Consider the following 21,930-nt stretch of genomic DNA (forward strand, 5'->3'; position numbering starts at 1 on the left):
GGCCCGCCGCAGTGGTGGGGAGCCCGGCCGGCTCAGCCCTGGGCGTCGCGCACGGCGCGGTTGACGGCCGAGACGACCGCCTTCAGGGAGGCCCGGGTCGTGTTCGCGTCGATGCCCACGCCCCACAGGACGCGCTCGCCCACGGCGGCCTCGACGTAGCTGGCCGCCTGCGCGTCGCCGCCCGCGGAGAGGGCGTGCTCGGAGTAGTCCAGCACGCGCACGTCCACGCCCTCGGCCGCGAAGATCCCGAGCAGCGCCTCGATCGGGCCGTTGCCCTGGGCCGTGCGGTGGTGCTGCACGCCGTCGACGTCCAGGCCGACCTCCAGGGTGGTCTCCCCGCCCTCCTCACCGGTGGAGGTGCTCAGGCTGGTGATCCGGTAGCGGCCCCAGCGGCTGGGCCCGCCGTCGTGCTTGGTGGGCAGGTACTCGTCGGCGAACACCGTCCACAGTCGCTCGCCCGAGACCTCGCCGCCGGTGGTGTCGGTGTGCTCCTGGACCACCCGGGAGAACTCGATCTGGGCGCGGCGCGGCAGGTCCAGGCCGTGGTCGTGCTTGAGCAGGTATGCGACGCCGCCCTTGCCGGACTGCGAGTTCACGCGGATCACGGCCTCGTAGGTGCGGCCGAGGTCCTTGGGGTCGATCGGCAGGTAGGGCACCGCCCAGACCAGCTCGTCGACGGCCTTGCCCTGGGCCGCGGCGTCCTTGTCCATCTGCTCGAAGCCCTTCTTGATGGCGTCCTGGTGGGAGCCGGAGAAGGCCGTGAAGACGAGGTCGCCGCCGTAGGGGGCGCGCTCGGGCACGGGCAGCTGGTTGCAGTACTCCACGGTGCGGCGGATCTCGTCGATGTCGGAGAAGTCGATCTGCGGGTCCACGCCCTGGGTGAGCAGGTTCAGGCCCAGGGTCACCAGGTCCACGTTGCCGGTGCGCTCGCCGTTGCCGAACAGGCAGCCCTCGATCCGGTCGGCGCCGGCCAGGTAGCCCAGCTCCGCCGCGGCCACGCCGGTGCCCCGGTCGTTGTGCGGGTGCAGGGACACGACGGTGGCCTCGCGGTTGTAGAGGTTGCGGCACATCCACTCGATGGAGTCCGCGTAGACGTTCGGGGTCGCCATCTCGACGGTCGCGGGCAGGTTGAGGATCATCTGGCGGTCCCCGCCGATCTCGAAGGTCTCGGCCACGGCGTTGGAGATGCGGGCCGCGAACTCGAGCTCCGTGCCGGTGTAGGACTCCGGGGAGTACTCGTAGGTCACGGCCGTGTTCCTCAGCTGCTCCTCGTACTTCAGGCACAGCCGCGCCCCGGTCAGGGCGATGTCCACGATCCCGTCCATGTCCTGGCCGAAGACCACCCGCCGCTGCAGCGTGGAGGTGGCGTTGTACAGGTGGACGATGGCCCGGTCGGCGCCGTCGATGGCCTCGTAGGTGCGCTCGATGAGGTGCTCGCGCGACTGGGTCAGCACCTGGATCGTCACGTCGTCCGGGATCCGGTCCTCCTCGATGAGGCGGCGGACGAAGTCGAAGTCGGTCTGGGAGGCCGACGGGAAGCCGACCTCGATCTCCTTGTAGCCCATCCGCACGAGCAGCTCGAACATCTTGAGCTTGCGGTCGGAGTTCATGGGGTCGATGAGGGCCTGGTTGCCGTCGCGCAGGTCGACGGCGCACCAGCGCGGGGCCTCGGTGATGACCTTGTCCGGCCAGGTGCGGTCCGGCAGGTCTACGGGGAACTGCACCTGGTACGGGACGTACTTGTGGGTCGGCATGCCGGAGGGCTGCTGGAAGTTGCGCATGGGGTTGGCCTGTTCTGCTCGAGACGTCTGCGGGTGGCCGGGCATCAGGAACTCCGCAACGGGAGGCCGGCCATTCGCTCGACGGGTCAGGCCCCGTTGCGGCACGTAAGGAGGAGCTTCCCTGTCCGCATGGGTCCAACGTACCACGCGCCCGGGCGCGCCCCGGCGCCCCGGGCCCGGCTCACCACTCCTCGGCGGCCTGCTGGCAGGTGAACTGCTCCGCGGTCTGCCCGTTGAGGTCGTCGGGCAGCACGGAGCCGACGTCGAGCCGGTCGCCCTCCGTGAAGTCCTGCCCCACCGAGACCTGCACGCCCGCGATCGCGGTGGTCGGCACGATCTGGGACGACGGGACGCCCAGCAGCTCGGCGACCTGGACGGCCGCCTCGTACCAGCCGGTCCCGAAGAAGACCTGCGTGCCGGGCAGCTCGGTGACCTCCGGGCCGCGCTCGGCGTAGGCGTAGCCGGCGTCCTCGAGCAGCTCCACGATCTCCTGGTCGCGGTTCTCGGCCCCCGAGGCGTCGACGACCGTGACGGGCACCGTCGCGGGGTCCACGGCCGGGGTCGGCGTCGCCGACGCCGAGGGCTCCGCGGACGAGGACGGCGCGTCGGTCGCGGCGCCGCTCGCCGCGTCCGTGGGGGAGGTGAGGGGCCGGTCCTCGCGCAGGGCGGCGAAGAGCTCCGCGGAGGCCTCCTCCTGGAGCTGGAGCCGGTTGGGGTCGGGCTCGTACGCCTCGGTGGGCACGGTCACGAACGCCATGCTGCCCAGGTCGATGCCGCGCACGGCGCCCGCGAGGCCCACCATGGTGGGCACGGAGCCGAGGTCCTCGTCGACGTGCAGGTTCCGGGAGGCGACGTCGGCGATCTCGTAGAGCTTGGGCAGGTCGGTGAGCGTCCCTTCCGCCTTGACCTTGCGGGCCAGGGACGCCAGGAACGACTGCTGGGAGCGGATCCGGCTCTCGTCGCCGCCGTCGCCGAACGCGGCGCGGCTGCGCAGGAAGGCCAGGGCCTGCTCGCCCTCCACCGAGGACACCCCCGCGGGCAGCTTCAGCCCGGACTTGGGGTCGTCGACGGCCTCGTTGACGCAGACCTCGACGCCGCCGACGGCGGAGGAGAGCTCCTTGACGGCGTTGAAGTCGGCGAGCATGAAGTGGTCGACCCGCAGCCCGGTCAGCTCGTTGATGGCGGCGACCGTGCAGCCCGGCCCGCCGTTCTCGATCGCGGAGTTCAGCATCGCCTGCTCCTCCGCGGGGTGGACGCTGCCCGTGTCGGGGTCCGTGCACTCGGGCAGGTCCGCCACGAGGTCCCGCGGGAAGGACACGACCGTGACCTCGTCGCGGTCCTCCGTCACGTGCACCAGCATCATCACGTCGGTGAGGCCGGCGCCCGTGCTGTCCCCGTCGTCGCCGTACTGGTCGTTGCCCTCGCCCTCGCGGGTGTCGGTGCCCATGACGAGCACGTCCAGGGGCCCGTCCTCCACCGCGGCGGCACCGTTGCCCAGGTCCAGCGGGGACGTGTTCAGGTTCGACTGCAGGCGCCACACCACCGCGGCGCCGGCCCCCAGCACCGCGACCAGGACCGCGACGAGCACCAGCACCGCCCAGCGTCGCCGGGACCAGCGGCGGGGTCGGTCCGGGCCGGGGGTGTCGGTGCTCAGTGTGGACACGGTGATCTTCTCCTGGGACGACCCCGGCCGGGAGGCCGGGGTCCGGGGGGTGGGGGGCGGCGCCCGGAGCGGGAGCCGGGAGCCATGCTAACCGCACGGGCCCGCTCCCGGGGCCGGGAACGGGCCGGACGGGGCTCAGAAGCCGAGGCGGGAGAGCTGCTTGGGGTCCCGCTGCCACTCCTTGGCGACCTTCACGTGCAGGTCGAGGTAGACCTTCGTGCCGAGCAGGGCCTCGATGGCGGTCCGGGAGCTGGTGCCGATCTCGCGCAGGCGGGCCCCGCCCTTGCCGATCACGATGGCCTTCTGGGAGGGCCGTTCCACGTAGACGTTGACGCGCACGTCGAGCAGCGGCCGGTCCGCGGGGCGGCCCTCGCGGGGCACCATCTCCTCGACGACGACGGCGAGCGAGTGCGGCAGCTCGTCCCGCACACCCTCGAGCGCGGCCTCCCGCACGAGCTCCGCGACCATCGTCAGCTCGGGCTCGTCGGTGAGCTCCCCGTCGGGGTAGAGCGGCGGGGACGCCGGCATCCGCCCGACGAGCAGCCCCGCGAGGGCCTCGACCTGGAAGCCGTCCACCGCGGAGACCGGGATGACGTCGGCCCAGCCGGGCTCGTCGGCGCCGGCGGCAGCGGGGGCCGGGCCGCCGGCGCGGTGGCGAGGCTTGCGGGCGCTCCGCTCGGCCCGTTCGGCGCGGGCCGCGCGCTCCTCCGCCATCACGGAGCGGCCGAGCTCCGTGACGGCCAGCAGCTGCTCGGTGAGCTCCGCGCGCGAGACGGTGTCCGTCTTCGTGACGATCGCGACGACCGGCTTGTTGCCGGACGCGGCGAGCTGCTGGGCGATGAAGCGGTCGCCGGGGCCGATCTTCTCGTTGGCGGGGACGCAGAAGCCGATCACGTCGACCTCGGCGAGGGTGTCGGCGACGAGGTCGTTGAGCCGCTGGCCCAGCAGGGTGCGGGGCCGGTGCAGCCCCGGGGTGTCGACGAGCACCAGCTGGCCCTCGGGCCGGTGCACGATCCCGCGGATGGTGTGGCGCGTGGTCTGGGGCCGGTTGGAGGTGATCGCCACCTTCTGCCCGACCAGTGCGTTGGTGAGCGTGGACTTCCCGGCGTTGGGCCGGCCCACGAGCACGGCGAAGCCGGCCCGGAACGGGGCGGCGGGCTCGGCGGCGGGCTCGGCGGCGGGTGCGGTGCGGTCGTGCTCAGACATGGTGGTGGGTCTCCTCCTCGGACTCCAGGGCGGCCGGGTCCACGGCGGTGGACCCGGGCGGGACCCAGTCCGGGTCCTTGCGGACCTCGAGCTGGCCCACCCGGTTGCGCCGGCCCTCGAGGGTCACGGCTTCGAGGACGATGCCCTCGACGGTGGCGCGGGAGCCCACGATGGGCACCCGGCCGATGCTTTTCGCCAGCAGGCCGCCGGCGGTGTCGACCTCGTCGTCCTCGAGGTCCACGCCGAACAGGTCGCCGAGGTCCTCGACGCCCAGTCCGGCGGAGATGCGGTAGCGGCCGTCGCCCAGCTCGACGACCTCGGGCTTCTCCCGGTCGTACTCGTCGACGATCTCGCCCAGCAGCTCCTCGATGAGGTCCTCGAGCGTCACGAGCCCGGCGGTGCCCCCGTACTCGTCGACGACGACCGCCACGTGGATGGACTCCAGCTGCATCTCGCGCAGCAGCTCGTTGACCTTCTTGGACTCCGGGACGTAGCGGACCTCCCGGGCCAGCTGCGCGAGCCCGTGCCGGCGGAGGTCGGTGCCCTCGCGGTGCACCCGCTCGGAGAGGTCCTTCTGGTAGAGGATGCCCAGCACGTCGTCGGCGCTGTCGCCGATCACGGGGATGCGGGAGTAGCCGGAGCGGAAGAACAGGTTCAGGGCGTTGTCGACCGTGTCGTCGTCGTCGACGGTGACCATGTCCGTGCGCGGGACCATCACGGCCCGGACGTTGGTGTCGTCGAGGTCGAAGACCGAGTGCAGCAGCTCCGCCTCGTCGCCCTCGATGAGGTCCTGGTCGGTGGAGCGGTCGACGAACTCGAGCAGCTCCTCCTCGGTGAGGAACCCGGGGTCGGTGTGCCCGGGGTCCCGGGCGACGGCGGAGCCCAGCCGCACGAGCAGCCCGGGCACGGGGCCCAGCACCGCGCGCAGCACCCGCACGAGACCCGCGGTGAAGCGGACGGTGCCGACGGCGTTGCTGCGCCCGATCTGGCGGGGCGAGACGCCCGTGAGGACGAAGCCGACGGCGGCCATCACCACGGTGGCGAGCAGCCCGGCCAGCCACACGTCGTCGAGCGCGTCCAGGGCCACGAGCGCGACGGCCACGGCGGAGGCCGTCTCGAACCAGACGCGCCAGAAGCGCAGGGCGTGCAGGTGGGCGGTGGGCGTGGCGAGGACCTTCGCGGCCGCGGAGTCGGGGGCGTCGCGCACGACGGCCTCGGCCTCGGCCCGGGGCAGGTAGGTCAGCCCCGTCTCGGCCGCGGTGAGCACGAACGCCGTGCAGAGGAAGACGATCGCGGCGGCGATCAGGATGGCGCTGGTCATGGACCCGGCCTACTCCATGGTCTCGACCGGGGCGGGCCGGCCGAGGAAGTCCGTGAGCAGGTCGCGCTGGAGGGCGAACATGACCTGCCGCTCCCCGGGCTCCGCGTGGTCGTGGCCCAGCAGGTGCAGGATGCCGTGCACGGTGAGCAGGCACAGCTCGTCGGCGGTGGGGTGCCCGGCGGCCTCGGCCTGGCGGCGGGCGACCGGCGGGCACAGCACGATGTCCCCGAGCGTGCCCTCCGCGGGCTGCTCCGGGGTGCCGGGGCGCAGCTCGTCCATGGGGAACGACAGGACGTCGGTGGGGCCGGGCAGGTCCATCCACTCGACGTGCAGGCGGGCCATCTCCTCCTCGTCCACGACCGCGATCGACAGCTCCGCGTCGGGGTGCACGTGCAGGCGCGCGAGGGCGAAGCCGGCGAGCCGGCCCAGCAGCTCGACGTCGACCGCCGCCCAGGCCTCCCGGTCGGCCGGCGCGACGTCGGCCGGGTCGTGCTGCAGATCGAACTCGACGGCCATCAGGCGCTCGCCCCGCCGTCGGCGGCGGGGGCCTCGGGGGCGGCGCCCGCGGTGGTCTCGCGGGCGGCGCGGACGGCGTCCTTGCGGTCCCGGCGCTCGTTGCGCCGGCGGTTGGTCGTGTCGAAGGCGTCGTAGGCGCTGACGATCCGGCTCACGAGCTCGTGGCGGACCACGTCCTCGGCGGTCATCTCCGCGAACGCGACGTCCTCGACCCCGCCCAGCACGTGCTGGACCTGGCGCAGCCCGGAGGACGTGCCCCCGGGGAGGTCGACCTGGGTGACGTCCCCGGTGATCACCATCTTGGAGCCGAAGCCGAGCCGGGTGAGGAACATCTTCATCTGCTCCGGCGTGGTGTTCTGGGCCTCGTCGAGGATGATGAAGGCGTCGTTGAGGGTGCGCCCGCGCATGTAGGCCAGCGGGGCGACCTCGATGGTGCCCGCCTCCATCAGCCGCGGGATCGAGTCGGGGTCCATCATGTCGTGCAGCGCGTCGTAGAGGGGCCGCAGGTAGGGGTCGATCTTCTCGCTGAGCGTGCCCGGCAGGAAGCCGAGCCGCTCGCCGGCCTCCACCGCCGGGCGCGTGAGGATGATCCGGTTGACTTCCTTGGCCTGCAGGGCCTGCACGGCCTTGGCCATCGCGAGGTAGGTCTTGCCGGTGCCGGCGGGACCGATGCCGAAGACCACGGTGTGCTCGTCGATCGCGTCGACGTAGGCCTTCTGCCGCAGGGTCTTGGGCCGGATCTTGCGGCCCCGGCTGGAGAGGATGTTCTGGGTCAGCGCCCCGCTGGGCCGCGCGGAGAGGTCCCGTCCGATGATCTCGAGCAGCTGGGCGATGACCTGCGGGGTGATCGCGGTCTCGCGCCCGGCGAGCACCTTGAGCTCCTCGAACAGCGTCGTGACGATCTGCACGGGCGCGCTCGGGCCCTCGAGGCCGAGCTCGAGCCCCCGGGGGCGGGTGACGAGACCGGGGAAGGCGGCCTCCACCTGGCGCAGGGTGTCGTCCCCGGTGCCGAGGCTGCGGACCATGGTCTCGCGGTCGGGGAAGGTGATGACGGTGCGGGCCGTCAGGGGGTGCGTGGTGCCGGGCAGCGTCTCAGTCATGGGTGCGGCCGCGGGGGCCGTGCTCTCACTCTCTCGTCGGCCGGCGTCGGGAACGCGCCGGGGTTTGTGGTCCCTCCAGGGTACCGCGCGCACCGCACCGGGCGGCGCGCGCGGCCCAGATTCCGATTTGATATCGGTCCCCGGCTCCGGGGCGCCTGGGCTGGGGTCGCCCGCGGCGGCTGTGCTTTGCTGGGCGGGCCCTCCGGCCGGGGGGCCGGTCCAGGCCCCGGGCGCCTGCCCCGCCGCCCCCAGCCCGGACCCGGAAGGACGAGGTGCCCCCCCATGCCCGCTCCCCCACCCCGGCGCACCGGCGCGCCGCGCCGCGCGGCGGCGTGGGCCGCGGCGGCCGCCGTGGCGCTCGGCGGGTGCGGCGAGGCGGCGCCGCCGGCCGACGGCACGGGCGCCGCGCCCGCGAGGAGCTCGGACCGGGCCACGGCCGGGGGCACGGCGGGCGGGTCCGTGGCGACCACGAAGCTGCCGGTCTACTGGGTGGGCGGCGCCGACGGCGAGCAGCTGCTGTTCCGCGAGTTCCGGGACCCGCCGGAGGGGTCCCGGGCGGCGGACCCGATCGCGGCGGCCGCCGAGCTGATGACGGCCGCGGCCCCCGAGGACCCCGACTACCGGAGCCTGTGGAACGCCGTGGACCGGATCGGCAGCTCGACGTCCCCGGACGGGACGATCACCGTGGACCTGCCGGACGACGCGTTCCGCCAGGACCTGGCCGCCGAGGACGCCCGGCTCGCGCTCCAGCAGCTCGCGCACACCGTGGCGGCCGCGGCGCGCACCGCCGGGCTGCTGCCGGAGGGCTCGCGGCCCCAGGTGGTCCTTCTCGTCGACGGGCGGCCCCACGAGGAGGTCTTCGGCTCGGTCCGGCTCGGGGAGCCCGTGCGGCCCGACGAGCAGCTCGAGGCGCCGGTGTGGCTCGTGGACCCGCAGGAGGGCACCCGCTCGGACGGGCGCCTCGCCCTCTCGGGCCGCGTCCTCGAGGGGGTCCGCGACTGTGAGTGGACGGTGACGGCCAAGGACGACGACGGCACCGTCGCCGGCGGGCCCGTGACGGTCGTCCCCGCGCAGGGCCGCCCGGCGGAGTTCCGAGCCGAGGTGGACCTGCCCCCCGGGGAGTACGTCGTGTCCGTGATCGGCCGCGACGCCGAGGGCGGGCCGGTGCGCGACGACAAGGACGTGGTGGTCGGCGCCCCCTGAGCCGGTGGGCTCAGGCGGTCCCGCCCGACCAGCGCCCCAGCGCGGCGCTGAGCACCGCGAGGGCCGCGGGCCCGGCCGTGGAGCTGCGCAGCACCTCCGGCCCGAGCCGGACGGTCCGGGCGCCGGCGGCGCCGAGGCGCTCCAGCTCCTCCGGGGCGATGCCGCCCTCCGGGCCGACGACCAGCACGATCCGCTCCGGGTCCCCCCACGCCGGGCGGTGTCCCGGGCCCTCCGGCGCCCCGCCCGCCCCGAGCACGAGCCCCGCCGGACCGGCGAGGGGGTGCTCGGCGGCCTCGTGCAGCACGAGCCCGAGGGTCCCGGGCTCCCGGAGCAGGTCGGCGAGCGCCGCCGTGGTGCACAGCGCGGCGACCTCCGGCCAGGCGGCGCGGCGGGACTGCTTGGCGGCGGCGGCGACGGTGTTGACCCACTTCTCGTGGCTCTTCGCGGCCCGCTCCTTCTTCCACCGCACGATGGAGCGGTCGGCCTGCCAGGGCACGACGGCGTCCACGCCCAGCTCGGTGGCGGTCTCCACGGCCAGCAGGTCGCGGTCCCCCTTGGCGAGGGCCTGGGCGAGTACCAGCCGGGGCCGGCGCGCCGTCTCGGTGCACACGGACCGGACCCGCACGCTCATGCGGTCCTTCTCGCCGTCCACGAGCTGCGCGGCGGCGCGGGTGCCCGCCCCGTCGACGAGCTCGAGGGCCTCCCCCGGCGCGAGCCGGCGCACGGTCACGGCGTGCCGGGCCTCGGGGCCGGTGACGGTGAGCTCCGCCCCGGGGGCCAGCCCGGCGAGCCCGCCCGGGTCCACCTTGAAGACGGGCAGGCTCACAGGTCGGAGAACCGGTCCCGGAGCCGGGAGAAGAACCCGCCGGACCCGGCTGCGGAGTCGAGGGTCGTGCCGGTGGCCTGCTCCTCCCCGCGCAGCCGCGCGAGCTGCTCGAGCAGCTCGCGCTGCTCGTCGTCGAGCCCGGTGGGGGTCTCGACCTCGAGGTGGACGAAGAGCTCGCCGCGGCCGCCGCCGCGCAGGCGGGTGGCGCCGAGGTTGTGCAGGGTCACGGTGTGCCCGGTCTGGGTCCCGGGGGTGACGGGGACCTCGCGCTCGCCGTCGAAGGTCTCGAGGGTCACGGTGGTCCCGAGGGCCGCAGAGGTCATGGGCACGCGCACGCGGGCGTGCAGGTCGTCGCCCTGGCGCTCGAACGTGGGGTCGGGATCGACCTTGAGCTCGACGTAGAGGTCGCCGTTGGGCCCGCCGGCGGTGCCGGCCTCGCCCTGGCCCGAGAGCCGGATACGGTTGCCGGTGGACACGCCGGCCGGGATCTTCACGGTCAGGGGCCGGCGGTCGCGCACCCGGCCCTCCCCGTAGCACTCGTGGCAGGGGTGCTTGATGACGGTACCGAAGCCCTGGCAGGTGGCGCACGGGGCGGCGGTGACGACGGTGCCGAGGATCGATTGGACCTGGCGCTGGACCTGCCCGGAGCCGTGGCAGACCTCGCAGGTCTCGGGCCGGGTGCCCTCCTGGCAGCAGGAGCCGTCGCAGGTGGGGCAGACCACGGCGGTGTCCACGGTGATCTTCTTCTCCGTGCCGAAGACGGCGTCCTTGAGGGAGACCCGCACGTTGATCAGCGCGTCCTGGCCCTGGCGGGTGCGGGACGCGGGGCCGCGGCGCCCGGAGCCCGCTCCGCCGGCGCCCTGGAAGAACGTGTCGAAGATGTCCGCGAAGCCGAAGCCCGTGCCGGGGAAGCCGCCGCCGAAACCGGTGTCGGTGCCGTTCTCGTTGCCCGTGGCGTCGTAGACGCGGCGCTTGTCGGGGTCGGAGAGGACGTCGTTGGCGTGGGAGACGCGCTTGAACTCCTCCGACGCCTCGGGGCTGGGGTTGACGTCGGGGTGCAGCTTGCGGGCCTTCTTGCGGTAGGCCTTCTTGATCTCTTCCTGGCTGGCGTCCCGGGACACGCCCAGGGTCTCGTAGTGATCGCTCACCGTGGTCCGTTCTGTCGAGAGGTCTGTGGGGAGGTCTGTCGGGAGGTGCGGGGGAGCCGGCCGCGGCTCAGCCCCCGAGGATACGGGAGAGGTAGCGGGCGACGGCCCGCACGGCCGCCATCGTGGACGGGTAGTCCATCCGCATGGGGCCGACGACGCCGACCTTGGACTGCGCCTCGGGACCGTAGCCGGTGGCCACGACCGCGGCCTCGGACAGCGGTCCCGCGGCGTTCTCCGCGCCGATCCGCACGGCCACGCCGCGGGCGTCCTGCTCCATCTCGGAGAGCAGGCGCAGCATCACGACCTGCTCCTCGAGCGCCTCGAGGACCGGGCCGATGCTCAGATGGAAGTCGCCCGTGGCGCGGGCGAGGTTGGCGGTGCCGGCCATGACCATGCGGTGCTCGGCCCCGCCCGCCGCCAGGGCGGCGACGGCCTCGGCCACGGCCGCGGCGGCTGGCTGCAGCGGCGGGGCGAGCCCCGCCGTCAGGGCGCGGAGCGCGTCCGGCACCGCCGTCAGGGGGCGGCCGATGACGGCGGCGAGCAGCCGGGCGCGCAGCTCGAGCAGCTGGGTCTCGTCCGGGGACCCGCGCAGCACGGCCACGCGCTGGGCGACCCGCCCGTTCGTGGGGATGAGCACGACGAGCACCCGGCCCTCGCCGAGGTCGACGACCTCGACGTGGCGCACGGTCACCCCCGAGGCGTGCGGGTACTGCACGACCGCCACCTGGTGGGTGAGCTGGGCGAGCAGGCGCACGGTGCGCTCCATGACCTCGTCGATGTCGGCGGCGTCGTCGAGCAGGCTGTGGATCGCCCGCCGCTCGGGCCCGGAGAGGGGCTTGACGGAGGCGATCTGGTCGACGAACGTGCGGTAGCCCTTGTCGGTGGGGATCCGCCCCGAGCTCGTGTGCGGGGCGACGATCAGCCCCTCCTCCTCGAGCGCGGCCATGTCGTTGCGCACGGTGGCCGAGGAGACCCCGAGCCGGTGGCGCTGCACGAGCGCCTTCGAGCCCACGGGCTCCCGGAAGTGCACGTAGTCCTCCACGATGGCCTGCAGGATCTGCAGTCGTCTCGGCTGGTTCACGTCACTCCTCCCCGGGTCGGTCCCCGCGCCCGCCGTCCTGGCACTCGGGCGCGCACAGTGCCAATGCGCTCCAGTGTAGCCCCCGTGCCGGACCCCGGGGACGCCGGCCCTTTGGTACGCTTCCGGCTGATCCGCGCGGCCCGCGCGGGGCCGGCACCGGGGAGGACGACCATGAGCGACTACGGCTGGGGCCCGCGCAGCCTCGACGACGACGCCCTCGCCCGCCGCCGGCCCGTCTCGGCCGAGGTGGCGGTCGCGCCGGGGATGCTGCTGGAGGACGTCACCACCGGCTGGGTCGGCGCCGTCGTGTCGCTGGAGACCATCGGCGGGATGCGGGTCATGGGCCTGGAGGACCGCCGGGGCCGCGTCAAGGCGTTCCCGCTGGGCCCCGGCTTCCTGCTGGAGGGCGCGCCGGTGGTGGTCGTCGAGCCGCGCTCGGCCCCGGCCGCGCGCAAGCCCGCCCGCACGCGCTCCGGGTCGGTGGCCGTGGAGGGGCTGCGCGCCTCCACGGCCAAGGCCTCCCGCGTGTGGGTCGAGGGCTACCACGACGCCGAGCTGGTCGCCAAGGTCTGGGGCCACGACCTCGCCGTCGAGGGCATCGTCGTGGAGCCGCTGCACGGCGTGGACGACCTCCCCGCCGCGGTGCAGGAGTTCGGCCCCGGGCCGGGGCGCCGGCTGGGCGTCCTGGTGGACCACCTCGTGCCCGGCTCCAAGGAGTCCCGGATCGCCGAGCGCACGATGCACCTGCCCGGGGCGGCCGGCAACGTGCTGGTGCTCGGCCACCCCTACGTGGACATCTGGCAGGCGGTGAAGCCGGGCGCGCTGGGCATCGACGCGTGGCCCGCCGTTCCACGCGGCACCGACTGGAAGACCGGCACCGCCGCGGCCCTCGGCTGGCCCCACCGCACCCCCGGCGACCTGGGCCGGGCGTGGCAGCACATCCTCGCCCGCGTGGACAGCTACGCCGACCTGGAACCGGCGCTGCTGGGCCGGGTGGAGGAGCTCATCGACTTCCTCACCGCCCCCGGCGCCTGAGCCCCGTGCGTCCTCCACACGGACCGGGGCGCACCGGGCCGGGCCGGCGACCGACGTCACGTCACAAAGGCACACACGGCGTCACGGACGCCCGGAGAACCGGGCGTCCGGCCGGTACGATGGGTCCACGCCATCCACCGACCGCGCCCGCCGCGGTCCCGCCGCTGAAGGACTCCCGTTGCCCGTTCAGACCGACCCCCGATCGAGCCGAGAGAGCGCCGAGTCGCCCTTCGAGGGCATCACCCCCGTCGCGCAGCCGCTGACCGTCGCCGAGGACCGCCAGTGGGCGACCCTCGCGCACTTCGGCGGGGTCGGCGGGTTCCTGCCGTCCTTCCTGATCCACCGCGTCTTTCGCGGCCGGGGACGGTTCACGGAGCAGGAGGCGAAGGAGGCCATGAACTTCACCCTCCTGCCCTCGCTCGTGGTCGTCGTGGGAGCGCTGGTGGCGCCCGTGCCGTTCATCGGGTGGCTCTTCGCGCTCGCGGCCGCCGCGGCGTGGGTGCTGCTCGCCGTGAGCTCCCTCGCCGGCGGCATCCAGGTCAACCGGGGCGAGCCCTACGTCTACCGCTACAACACCCGCCTCTACGACCGGATCGGGGAGCGGCTGCAGCAGCGCTCCCGGGAGCGCGCCGCGCGCCGCTGAGCGCTCCCGGCCCCGTGCCGTGGGTCAGCCGAGCAGCCGCCGCACCACGGCGTCGCCCATGAGCCGGCCCCGCAGGGTGAGCACCACCGTCCCGCGCAGCGCGTGCGCCGGCTCGACCAGCCCGTCGGCGATCAGCCCGGCCACCGCGGTGCGGCCGTCGTCGTCGAGGGCGGCCACGGGCAGACCGTCGCGGATCCGCGCCTCCAGCATCACCCGCTCGAGGTGGCGGGTGGCCGCGTCCAGGACCTCCCGGCCCGCGGCCGGGGAGTGCTGTGCCCGCACGCGGTGCGTGTAGGGCACGGGGTGCTTGAGGTTCCACCAGCGCGTGCCGCCCACGTGGGAGTGCGCCCCGGGGCCGATCCCCCACCAGTCCTGGTTGTGCCAGTAGGCGAGGTTGTGCCGGCTGCGGTGGGCGCGCCCGTCCGCGCCGGCCGGGCGCGCCCAGTTGCTGACCTCGTACCACTCGTAGCCGGCCTCGGCGAGCAGCCGGTCGGCCAGCTCGTACTTGTCGGCCTGGTCGTCCTCGTCGATGGGGGCCACCTCGCCGCGGCGCATCCGGGCGGCGAGCTTCGTGCCGTCCTCGATGATCAGGGAGTACGCCGAGACGTGGTCCGGCGCGTAGCCGACGGCGGTGCGCACCGAGTGCTCCCAGTCGGCGAGGGACTCCCCCGGCGCCCCGTAGATCAGGTCCACGCTCACGCCCAGGCCGGCCTCGCGGGCCCACGCCACGGCGCGCGGGACGTTGTCCGGGTCGTGGGTGCGGTCGAGCACCGCGAGCACGTGCGGGACGGCGGACTGCATCCCGAAGGACACGCGGGTGACGCCGGCGTCGGCCAGCACGCGCAGCGACCCGGGGGTGACCGAGTCCGGGTTCGCCTCGACGGTGACCTCGGCCCCGTCGGCGAGGCCGAAGGTGTCCCGCGCCTGGGCGAGGATCCCGGCGAGGTCCGCGGCGGGCAGCAACGTGGGGGTGCCGCCGCCGAAGAACACGCTGTGCAGGGGCCGCACGGTCACCCCGGAGTCCTCGAGCACGCGCCGGGCCCAGCGCACCTCGGCGGCCGCGTCCGCGGCGTAGACGTCCTGGGAGACGTCCGGGCCGAGCTCGGTCGCGGTGTAGGTGTTGAAGTCGCAGTACCCGCAGCGGACCGCGCAGAACGGCACGTGCACGTAGAGGCTCAGGGAGCGACCGGCGGAGCCTGCCGCGGCGGAGGCGGGCAGGCGCCCGTCGAGGGGGGCGGGCAGCCCGTCGGGCTGGGCGGGGGACACTACTTCTTCTTGTCCTTCTTGTCGCCGGGCTCGTCGGAGGACAGGGCCGCGACGAACGCCTCCTGGGGGACCTCGACCCGGCCCACCATCTTCATCCGCTTCTTGCCCTCCTTCTGCTTCTCGAGCAGCTTGCGCTTGCGGGAGATGTCGCCGCCGTAGCACTTGGAGAGCACGTCCTTGCGGATCGCGCGGATGTTCTCGCGGGCGATGACGCGGGAGCCGATGGCGGCCTGGATGGGGACCTCGAACTGCTGGCGCGGGATGAGCTCGCGCAGCTTGCCGGTCATCATCACCCCGTAGGAGTAGGCCTTGTCCCGGTGGGTGATGGCGCTGAACGCGTCCACCGGCTCGCCCTGCAGGAGGATGTCGACCTTGACGAGGTCGGCAGCCTCCTCGCCCTCGGCCTTCCAGTCCAGGGAGGCGTAGCCCTTGGTGCGGGACTTGAGCTGGTCGAAGAAGTCGTAGACGATCTCGGCCAGCGGCAGGCGGTAGCGCAGCTCCACCCGGTCCTCGGAGAGGTAGTCCATGCCCTTGAGCTGGCCGCGCTTGGTCTGGCACAGCTCCATGATCGCGCCGATGAACTCGGAGGGGGCGAGCACGGTCGCGGCGACCATCGGCTCGCGGATCTCGGCGAGCTTGCCCGCCGGGAACTCGGAGGGGTTGGTGACGACCCGCTCGGTGCCGTCCTCGAGGGTGACGTTGTAGCTGACGGACGGGGCGGTGGAGATCAGGTCCAGGTTGAACTCGCGCTCGAGGCGCTCACGGACGATCTCCAGGTGCAGCAGGCCCAGGAAGCCGCAGCGGAAGCCGAAGCCCAGGGCCGCCGAGGACTCGGGCTCGTAGACCAGCGCGGCGTCGTTGAGCTGGAGCTTGTCCAGGGCGTCGCGCAGCACCGGGTAGTCGGAGCCGTCGATCGGGAACAGCCCGGAGAACACCATGGGCTTGGGGTCCTCGTAGCCGCCGAGGGAGTCGCTGGCGGGCCGCTGGTGGTTGGTCACCGTGTCGCCGACGCGGGACTGGCGCACGTCCTTCACGCCGGTGATGAGGTAGCCCACCTCGCCCACGCCCAGGCCGGCGCTCGGCTTCGGCTCGGGCGAGATGACGCCGATCTCCAGCAGCTCGTGCTGCGCGCCGGTGGACATCATCCGGATCCGCTCCCGGGGGCTGAGCTTCCCGTCGACCACGCGCACGTAGGTGACCACGCCGCGGTAGGTGTCGTAGACGGAGTCGAAGATCATGGCCCGGGACGGCGCGTCCGCGTCGCCCTGCGGGGCGGGGACCAGCTCCACGATGCGGTCCAGGAGGGCCTCCACCCCCTGGCCCGTCTTGCCCGAGACCCGCAGCACGTCCTCCGGGTCGGCCCCGATGAGGTTGCCGAGCTCCTCGGCGTACTTCTCCGGCTGGGCGGCGGGCAGGTCGATCTTGTTCAGCACCGGGATGATGGTCAGGTCGTTCTCCATGGCCAGGTACAGGTTGGCCAGGGTCTGGGCCTCGATGCCCTGCGCGGCGTCGACGAGCAGCAGGGCGCCCTCGCAGGCCGCCAGGGAGCGGGAGACCTCGTAGGTGAAGTCCACGTGGCCCGGGGTGTCGATCATGTTCAGCGCGTAGTCGGCGCCAGCGACGTTCCAGGGCATCCGCACGGCCTGGGACTTGATGGTGATCCCGCGCTCGCGCTCGATGTCCATCCGGTCGAGGTACTGCTCCTTCATCTCCCGGGGGGTCACGACCCCGGTGGCCTGCAGCATGCGGTCGGCGAGCGTGGACTTCCCGTGGTCGATGTGGGCGATGATGCAGAAGTTCCGGAGGATCGACGGGTCGGTCGAGGCGGGAACCGGGGCGTTGACGGCCAGCGGTGACACGGGCGGTCCTTTCTCGGGAGGCGCGGGGCGCTTCCGGGGAGGTCCTGGGACGGTCGGCAACGGGGACCGTGCCGGTGATTCAGCTGTCCAGTTTCCCACGTTTGGCGGTGGGGGGCCATTTGGCCCCCCACCGCCCCGGCACGGCCCGGGGCCGTGGCTAGAGTGGGCGCATGAAGCTGAACCTGCGCGCCCTGGGCCGGCTCGCCGTGCGCGCCCTGGACGCCTACCGGCACTCCGCGGGCGAAGGTGCCGGGACGTCCGCACCGCGGCGCGGGCCCGCCGCACCCGCGGGGCCGGGCCCCGACGCGGCTGCGCACCGCGGCAGGCTCTCCGCGCCGTACCCGGGCGACTGGAGGGGACCCGTCCGCCCCGTCTACCGGCCCCTGTCCGACGGCGAGCCGGACCCCGGCGAGATCGTGTGGACCTGGGTGCCCTTCCAGGAGGACCACGGCCGCGGCAAGGACCGCCCCGTGCTGGTCGTGGACCGGGCCGGCGAGCACCTGCTGTGCCTCATGCTCACCTCCCGCGACCGCACCAACCACGCCACCCGGAACCCCGACTACGTCGACGTCGGCACCGGGCCGTGGGACCGGCGGGGCCGGGCCTCCGAGGTGAAGCTCGACCGGGTGGTCCGGGTGCTGCCGGCCGACGTCCGGCGGGAGGGCGCGGTGCTGCCCGTGGAGCGCTTCGACCGGGTCGCGGCCGAGCTGGTGCGCCGGCGGCCCTGACCCGCACCATCCGTTGCCCGGGCCCGTGCCGCGCGGCGGCGCGGACCCGGGAGCGGGGCGGCGTCTGCTAGACTTTTCTGCTGTGTGTCCGCGCTGGTCGTCGGGCACTGCAGGTCGGCCGCCACTCGGGTGTCCCCGCTCCCGCTCAGTCTCATGACCGGCCTGTTTGCCCTCACTGACCGAATTCCGCATCCATCGCCAAGGAGTTACACGTGGCCAACATCAAGTCCCAGAAGAAGCGCATTCTCACCAACGAGAAGTCGCGCCTCCGCAACAACGCCTACAAGTCCGAGCTGAAGACCCTCATCCGCAAGGTCGACGAGGCCGTCGCCGCCGGCCAGCAGGACGCCGCGCAGGACGCTCTGCGCAACGTCGCCCGCAAGCTGGACAAGGCCGTCAGCAAGGGCGTGCTGCACAAGAACAACGCGGCCAACAAGAAGTCCGGTCTGGCCAAGCGCGTCGCCAAGATCTGATTCCCGGTTCCCCGCGAACCGCGCCCGCTCCGGCGGGCGCACGGAACAGGCCCCGTCCCTCTCCGGGACGGGGCCTGTTCCGTCGCCCGGCACGACCGCGTCCCGCCCGGCGCCGCACCGGCGGCGGGCGGCGCCGGGTCAGCGCCGGCCGGCGAGGGCGATCGTGGTGATGGCCCGCTCCACGGCGTAGGCCGGGTCCCGGCCCTCGCCCTTCACCTGGGCGTCGGCCTCCGCCAGGGCGCCCAGCATCCGCACCAGGTCCGCCTCGGAGAAGCGCCGTGACTCCTCCTGCGCGCGCTCCACCTGCCACGGGGCCGCCCCGATCCGCTGGGCGAGCTGGCCGGAGCCTCCGCGGGTGCCGTGCACCTGGGCGATGGTGCGCAGCTTGGCGGCCAGGGCCCCGACCATGGGCACGGGATCCACGCCCGTGTCGAGGGCCTGGCGCCACAGCTTGAGGGCGGCCTCGGTGCGCCCGGCCAGCGCCGCGTCGGCGACCTTGAACGCGGTGGCCTCGACCCGCCCGCCGTAGTACTTCTCGACGTCGTCGAAGGTGATCGTCTCGGGCCCGTCCGAGAGCAGCTGCGCGCACGCGGCGGCGAGCTCCGCGGTGCTGCTGCCCACGGCCGCGGCCAGGGCGCGGGCGGCGTCCGGGTCGATGCGGCGGCGGTGCGAGCGGAACTCGGTGAGGATAAACTCGCTCTTGTCCCGGTCCGACTTCAGAGGCTTGCACTCGACGACCACGGCGCCGGCGGCCTTGAGCGCGTCGAGAAGCTTCTTGCCGCGGTTGCCGCCGCTGTGCTCCCACAGGACGACGACGTCCGGGTCGGGGGCCTTGACGTAGTCGAGCCCGTCGGCGAGGAGCTCGTCGTTCATGGCGGCGAGGTTCGCCACGTGGATGAGCTTCGCGTCGTCGAACAGGGAGGGGCTGGCGAGGGCGGCGAGCTGACCGGGGGCGTAGGCGGCGGCGTCGACGGCGCTGAGCTCCACGGGCCCGCGCCGGTCCTTGAGGGCGGCGCGCACGCGGTCGCGCGCACGGGCGGCCAGGTAGTCCTCGGGGCCCGTGAGCAGGATCAGCGGGGCCGGCTCGACGTCCCGCCAGGTGGGTCCGGTGGCGGCGGGAGCGGGGCGCCGTGGTGGGGTCATGGCCGCGTCCTTCGGTGGTGGGGTCGGTGTGGTCCCAGCTTCTCACGGCCGGGGGCGTCCGGGGACGGCTCCGGGCGGGGGCGGTGCGGGCAGCAGCGCAGACGGGCTCAGGGCCCGGCGGGCAGCGCCCGCAGGCGGTCCCCCTCGCGCAGCAGGTAGACGCTGCCGTGCCGGTCGGTGCGCAGCAGGGGCACGCCCCGCGCCTCGAGGTGGGCGAGGATCGTCGGGTGGGGGTGGCCGTAGTCGTTGTCGCGGCCCACGGAGACCACGGCCAGGCGGGGGCTCGCGGCGTCGACGACGCCGGTGCCGCCGTTGCGGGCGCCGTGGTGGGAGACCTTGAGGACGTCCACGTCGGCGAGCGGGCCGGCGGCGCGCACGAGGGCGCGCGCCCCGGCCTCCTCGAGGTCCCCGGTCAGCAGCCACGAGACGGTGCTGCCGTCGGGGCCGGTCAGCTCGGCGCGCAGGGCCAGGGACGCGTCGTTCTCCTCCGACGACGACGGCGGCCCCCACCGTCGGGCGGCGGCTGCCGCGGGGGCGAGCACCGTCAGCCGCAGCACCCCGAAGGAGCGGGTCTCCCCCGGGGCGGGCCGGTGCACAGGAACGGCGGGCAGGGCGGCGGCGATCTCCGCGGGCGGGTCCGGGGCGGCGGTGGAGTACCAGACCTCCGCCACGCCCGCCGGCCGGGTCAGGGCTGGCAGCCCGCCGGTGTGGTCGGCGTGGGCGTGCGTGAGCACCACCAGCTCCAGCTCCCGCACGCCGCCGCGGCGCAGGCACCGGTCCAGGGCCCGCGGGTCGGGGCCGGTGTCCACGAGCACGGCCCGGTCCGGGCCCGTGCGCAGCAGCACGGCGTCGCCCTGGCCCACGTCGCAGACCAGGGCCTCCCACGCGGGCGGGGGCCGCCGCAGCTCGGCCAGGGCCCGCAGGCCCAGCACGACGACCACGACCAGCAGCGCACCGGCAACCAGGGCGCGCCGCCTCCGGCGCCGCCGCGCCAGCAGGCGCCGGTGCACCTCGGAGCGCGCCGGGGGTGCGGGACCGTCGCGCAGCGTCCCGGCGGAGGGCCGGGGCCGGCGGCGCCGGACGTCGAGGGCGTGCACGCCGAGCACGGCGGTGGCGGCGAGAACGCCCATGAGCGCCACCCCGGCGGGCCCCTCCGGCCACGGCAGGAGGGCCCCGGGCGCGGCGGCGAGCACGCGGGCGATCCCGGCGACCAGGCGCGCGCCGACGGCCCCCGCCCCCAGCGGGAGCAGGGCGGGCGTCCGCGGCGGCGTCCCCGGGCACGCCCAGCAGCAGGAGCCCGGCGAGTCCGCACACCGTCACGACGGGCACGAGCGGCCCGGCCAGGACGTTGGCGGGCAGGGAGTACACCGGCACGGCGGGCTGGAGGAGCACCAGGACGGGCGCGCACCACAGCTGGGCGGCCGCGGGGATCGCGACGGCCACGCCCAGCACCTCGGGGACGCGGGCCCCGAGCAGGCGCGCGAGAGGCCGGCCGCTGACCACGATCCCCGCGGTGGCCAGCACCGAGAGCACGAACCCGAGCTCGGCGGCGAGCGCGGGCCGGGCCACGACCAGGGCCACCACGGCCCCGGCGAGGGTGGCCAGGGAGACAGCGGCGCGCCCGGTGAGCAGGCTCAGCGCGCCGAGGGCGCCCATCACGGAGGCGCGCAGCACGGAGGGGTCCGGGCCGACGAGGGCCACGAACGCAGCCAGGGCGCCCAGGCCCGTGAGCAGGCAGGTACGCCGGCCCGCCCCCAGCGCGAGGGCGGCGTGCCCGGCGAGGGCCGTGACGAGGGCGCAGTTGGAGCCGGAGACGGCGGTGAGGTGGGTCAGGCCGGTGTCCTGCATGGCCTGCTCCAGCTCGGGTCCGAGGCCGGCCCGCTCGCCGAACGTCATCCCGGGGAGCAGGGCCGCGGCGTCGGGCCCCTGCCCGGCCGTGGCCAGGACGAAGCGCCCGCGCAGCGCCTCCCGGGCGGGGGCCGCTCGGCGGGCAGTGTGCTGGGCGCGGCGGCCGCGCGCAGCACGAGGGCCCCGGGGCACGGGGCGGGCGGGGCCTCGAGCACCGCGTAGATGCGGGCCCCGGGGGTCAGGGCGCTCCAGCCGGGGCCGTCGGCGAAGACGGTGGCCGGCACCCCGGCCGCCTCGCCCCGCCCTCCCTGGACCACCTCGTCGAGGCGCAGCCGGACCACGGCGCCGGTGCGGTCCTCGCCCGCGGCCGCGGCGTCCGGCCCGGCGGACGCCCACGGGCGCGGGGGCTCGAGCACCCGCGCGGTGACGGTGAATCTCCCGCCCCCGGCGAGGGCCTCGCCCAGCGCCCCGTCGGCGAGGGGACGGCGCTCGGCGGCCGTGCCGAGGAGCACGGCGGCCACCGCGAGGGCGGCGAGCCCGAGCGCGGACCACGGCACAGCACCCCGTGAGCGGCGGACGGCGGGGGCCCTCCCGGGCCCGCGGTGCAGGGCCCGGACCGCCCGGTGCACCAGCGGCGGGAGGACGGCCCCCAGGAGGGCGAGCAGCCCGAGGACCGCGCCGCCCCCGAGGGCCGCCTGCCCCAGCGGCAGACGGGTGCCCAGCAGCGCGGTCGCCCACGCGGCGAGCGCGGCGGGCAGCAGCCGCAGGTCCCAGGTGCGCCCCGGGGCGCGGGCGTCGCGGAGCTCCTGGTGCTCCAGGGCCCGCGCCCACCACCCGGCGGGGCCGTTCACACGGTCACCAGCGGGGTGAGCGCCTCCATGAGCGCGGGGCCGACGCCCCCCACGGCGTCGAGGTCGGCCACGGACGCGAAGCCCCCGTTCTGCTCCCGGAACGCCACGATCGGCTCGGCGAGCACGGGCCCCACCCGGGGCAGCGCCTCGAGGTCCGCGGCGGTGGCGGTGTTGAGGTCCAGCAGCCCGGCGCCGTCGGCGGAGGCGGCGCCGGCGGCGGTTGCCGGGTCCGGCGTGCC

20 protein-coding genes and 1 pseudogene are annotated in these 21,930 nt (G+C 74.8%); 5 read left to right on the forward strand and 16 right to left on the reverse strand.

Features of this window, described 5'->3' with window-relative positions; genetic code table 11:
- Positions 1-32 precede the first annotated feature (32 nt).
- From leuA to M3185_RS05275, 6 genes are all read right to left on the reverse strand, one after another.
- On the reverse strand, positions 33-1,781 hold the full coding sequence (gene leuA, locus M3185_RS05250) for a 2-isopropylmalate synthase (RefSeq protein WP_251332693.1): 1,749 nt from the start codon (positions 1,779-1,781) through the stop codon (positions 33-35).
- Between the two features lie 181 nt (positions 1,782-1,962).
- Positions 1,963-3,444, reverse strand: coding sequence for an LCP family protein (locus tag M3185_RS05255; RefSeq protein ID WP_251332620.1), 1,482 nt, complete (start codon positions 3,442-3,444; stop codon positions 1,963-1,965).
- 135 nt (positions 3,445-3,579) lie between these two features.
- Complete coding sequence (locus M3185_RS05260) at positions 3,580-4,650, reverse strand: GTPase Era (protein ID WP_251332621.1); 1,071 nt, start codon at positions 4,648-4,650, stop codon at positions 3,580-3,582.
- Entirely contained in the window at positions 4,643-5,971 is a 1,329-nt protein-coding gene (locus M3185_RS05265; RefSeq protein ID WP_251332622.1) for a hemolysin family protein, read from the reverse strand. Before M3185_RS05265 ends, M3185_RS05260 begins: the two co-directional genes overlap by 8 nt.
- 9 nt (positions 5,972-5,980) lie before the next feature.
- A complete protein-coding gene (gene ybeY, locus M3185_RS05270) occupies positions 5,981-6,487 on the reverse strand; it encodes an rRNA maturation RNase YbeY (RefSeq protein WP_251332623.1) in 507 nt (168 codons plus the stop codon).
- A complete protein-coding gene (locus M3185_RS05275; protein WP_251332624.1) occupies positions 6,487-7,587 on the reverse strand; it encodes a PhoH family protein in 1,101 nt (366 codons plus the stop codon). The genes ybeY and M3185_RS05275 overlap by 1 nt, the downstream gene beginning before the upstream one ends.
- Positions 7,588-7,869: 282 nt before the next feature.
- Here M3185_RS05275 and M3185_RS05280 point away from each other — a divergent pair, with 282 nt between their 5' ends.
- On the forward strand, positions 7,870-8,790 hold the full coding sequence (locus M3185_RS05280; protein WP_251332625.1) for a GerMN domain-containing protein: 921 nt from the start codon (positions 7,870-7,872) through the stop codon (positions 8,788-8,790).
- A 10-nt stretch (positions 8,791-8,800) separates the two neighbouring features.
- On the opposite strand, the gene M3185_RS05285 is transcribed toward M3185_RS05280, so the two are convergent.
- The 3 genes from M3185_RS05285 to hrcA form a co-directional block, all read right to left on the reverse strand.
- Positions 8,801-9,616 (reverse strand): 16S rRNA (uracil(1498)-N(3))-methyltransferase, encoded by an 816-nt coding sequence (locus tag M3185_RS05285; RefSeq protein WP_251332626.1) that lies wholly within the window; start codon positions 9,614-9,616, stop codon positions 8,801-8,803.
- Positions 9,613-10,764: a molecular chaperone DnaJ gene (gene dnaJ, locus M3185_RS05290; RefSeq protein WP_251332627.1), complete on the reverse strand. Its 1,152-nt coding sequence runs from the start codon at positions 10,762-10,764 to the stop codon at positions 9,613-9,615. The genes M3185_RS05285 and dnaJ overlap by 4 nt, the downstream gene beginning before the upstream one ends.
- Positions 10,765-10,831: 67 nt before the next feature.
- On the reverse strand, positions 10,832-11,845 hold the full coding sequence (gene hrcA, locus M3185_RS05295) for a heat-inducible transcriptional repressor HrcA (RefSeq protein ID WP_251332628.1): 1,014 nt from the start codon (positions 11,843-11,845) through the stop codon (positions 10,832-10,834).
- Positions 11,846-12,016: 171 nt separating this feature from the next.
- Between hrcA and M3185_RS05300 the strand changes: the two genes are divergently transcribed.
- Both M3185_RS05300 and M3185_RS05305 read left to right on the forward strand, forming a co-directional pair.
- Positions 12,017-12,880 carry a DUF3097 domain-containing protein gene (locus tag M3185_RS05300; protein WP_251332629.1) on the forward strand — a complete coding sequence of 288 codons (864 nt, stop codon included), beginning with the start codon at positions 12,017-12,019 and terminating at the stop codon, positions 12,878-12,880.
- A 178-nt stretch (positions 12,881-13,058) separates the two neighbouring features.
- Positions 13,059-13,523, forward strand: coding sequence for a DUF4870 domain-containing protein (locus tag M3185_RS05305; RefSeq protein WP_251332630.1), 465 nt, complete (start codon positions 13,059-13,061; stop codon positions 13,521-13,523).
- Between the two features lie 24 nt (positions 13,524-13,547).
- On the opposite strand, the gene hemW is transcribed toward M3185_RS05305, so the two are convergent.
- Both hemW and lepA read right to left on the reverse strand, forming a co-directional pair.
- Positions 13,548-14,789: a radical SAM family heme chaperone HemW gene (hemW, locus tag M3185_RS05310; protein WP_251332631.1), complete on the reverse strand. Its 1,242-nt coding sequence runs from the start codon at positions 14,787-14,789 to the stop codon at positions 13,548-13,550.
- A complete protein-coding gene (lepA, locus tag M3185_RS05315) occupies positions 14,789-16,648 on the reverse strand; it encodes a translation elongation factor 4 (protein WP_251332632.1) in 1,860 nt (619 codons plus the stop codon). The genes hemW and lepA overlap by 1 nt, the downstream gene beginning before the upstream one ends.
- A gap of 170 nt (positions 16,649-16,818) precedes the next feature.
- On the opposite strand from lepA, the gene M3185_RS05320 reads away from it, so the two are divergent.
- On the forward strand, positions 16,819-17,376 hold the full coding sequence (locus M3185_RS05320) for a type II toxin-antitoxin system PemK/MazF family toxin (protein ID WP_251332633.1): 558 nt from the start codon (positions 16,819-16,821) through the stop codon (positions 17,374-17,376).
- Positions 17,377-17,588: 212 nt separating this feature from the next.
- On the forward strand, positions 17,589-17,849 hold the full coding sequence (gene rpsT, locus M3185_RS05325) for a 30S ribosomal protein S20 (protein ID WP_251332634.1): 261 nt from the start codon (positions 17,589-17,591) through the stop codon (positions 17,847-17,849).
- A gap of 138 nt (positions 17,850-17,987) precedes the next feature.
- Here rpsT and holA read toward each other — a convergent pair whose 3' ends face one another.
- The 5 genes and pseudogenes from holA to M3185_RS17515 all read right to left on the reverse strand — a co-directional run bounded on the left by holA (position 17,988) and on the right by M3185_RS17515 (position 21,876).
- Positions 17,988-18,992, reverse strand: coding sequence for a DNA polymerase III subunit delta (gene holA / locus M3185_RS05330; protein WP_251332635.1), 1,005 nt, complete (start codon positions 18,990-18,992; stop codon positions 17,988-17,990).
- A 107-nt stretch (positions 18,993-19,099) separates the two neighbouring features.
- Entirely contained in the window at positions 19,100-20,185 is a 1,086-nt protein-coding gene (locus tag M3185_RS05335; protein WP_251332636.1) for a ComEC/Rec2 family competence protein, read from the reverse strand.
- Between the two features lie 130 nt (positions 20,186-20,315).
- Positions 20,316-20,888, reverse strand: a pseudogene (locus M3185_RS17510) (ComEC/Rec2 family competence protein); the annotation flags it as partial.
- A complete protein-coding gene (locus M3185_RS05340) occupies positions 20,885-21,691 on the reverse strand; it encodes a hypothetical protein (protein ID WP_251332637.1) in 807 nt (268 codons plus the stop codon). The gene M3185_RS05340 and the pseudogene M3185_RS17510, both read right to left, overlap by 4 nt.
- Positions 21,688-21,876, reverse strand: coding sequence for a ComEA family DNA-binding protein (locus M3185_RS17515; protein WP_374238469.1), 189 nt, complete (start codon positions 21,874-21,876; stop codon positions 21,688-21,690). Before M3185_RS17515 ends, M3185_RS05340 begins: the two co-directional genes overlap by 4 nt.
- Positions 21,877-21,930 lie beyond the last annotated feature (54 nt).

Origin of the sequence: Kocuria rosea, from assembly GCF_023715525.1 — a bacterium.
Lineage (GTDB): Bacteria > Actinomycetota > Actinomycetes > Actinomycetales > Micrococcaceae > Kocuria > Kocuria rosea_A.

Coding starts and splice junctions, on each gene's coding strand:
- ybeY (WP_251332623.1), bottom strand. CDS start 6,487: ATGGCCGTCGAGTTCGATCTGCAGCACGACCCGGCCGACGTCGCGCCG.
- M3185_RS05275 (WP_251332624.1), bottom strand. CDS start 7,587: ATGACTGAGACGCTGCCCGGCACCACGCACCCCCTGACGGCCCGCACC.
- M3185_RS05280 (WP_251332625.1), top strand. CDS start 7,870: ATGCCCGCTCCCCCACCCCGGCGCACCGGCGCGCCGCGCCGCGCGGCG.
- M3185_RS05300 (WP_251332629.1), top strand. CDS start 12,017: ATGAGCGACTACGGCTGGGGCCCGCGCAGCCTCGACGACGACGCCCTC.
- M3185_RS05265 (WP_251332622.1), bottom strand. CDS start 5,971: ATGACCAGCGCCATCCTGATCGCCGCCGCGATCGTCTTCCTCTGCACG.
- leuA (WP_251332693.1), bottom strand. CDS start 1,781: ATGCGCAACTTCCAGCAGCCCTCCGGCATGCCGACCCACAAGTACGTC.
- M3185_RS05260 (WP_251332621.1), bottom strand. CDS start 4,650: ATGTCTGAGCACGACCGCACCGCACCCGCCGCCGAGCCCGCCGCCGAG.
- M3185_RS05320 (WP_251332633.1), top strand. CDS start 16,819: ATGAAGCTGAACCTGCGCGCCCTGGGCCGGCTCGCCGTGCGCGCCCTG.
- holA (WP_251332635.1), bottom strand. CDS start 18,992: ATGACCCCACCACGGCGCCCCGCTCCCGCCGCCACCGGACCCACCTGG.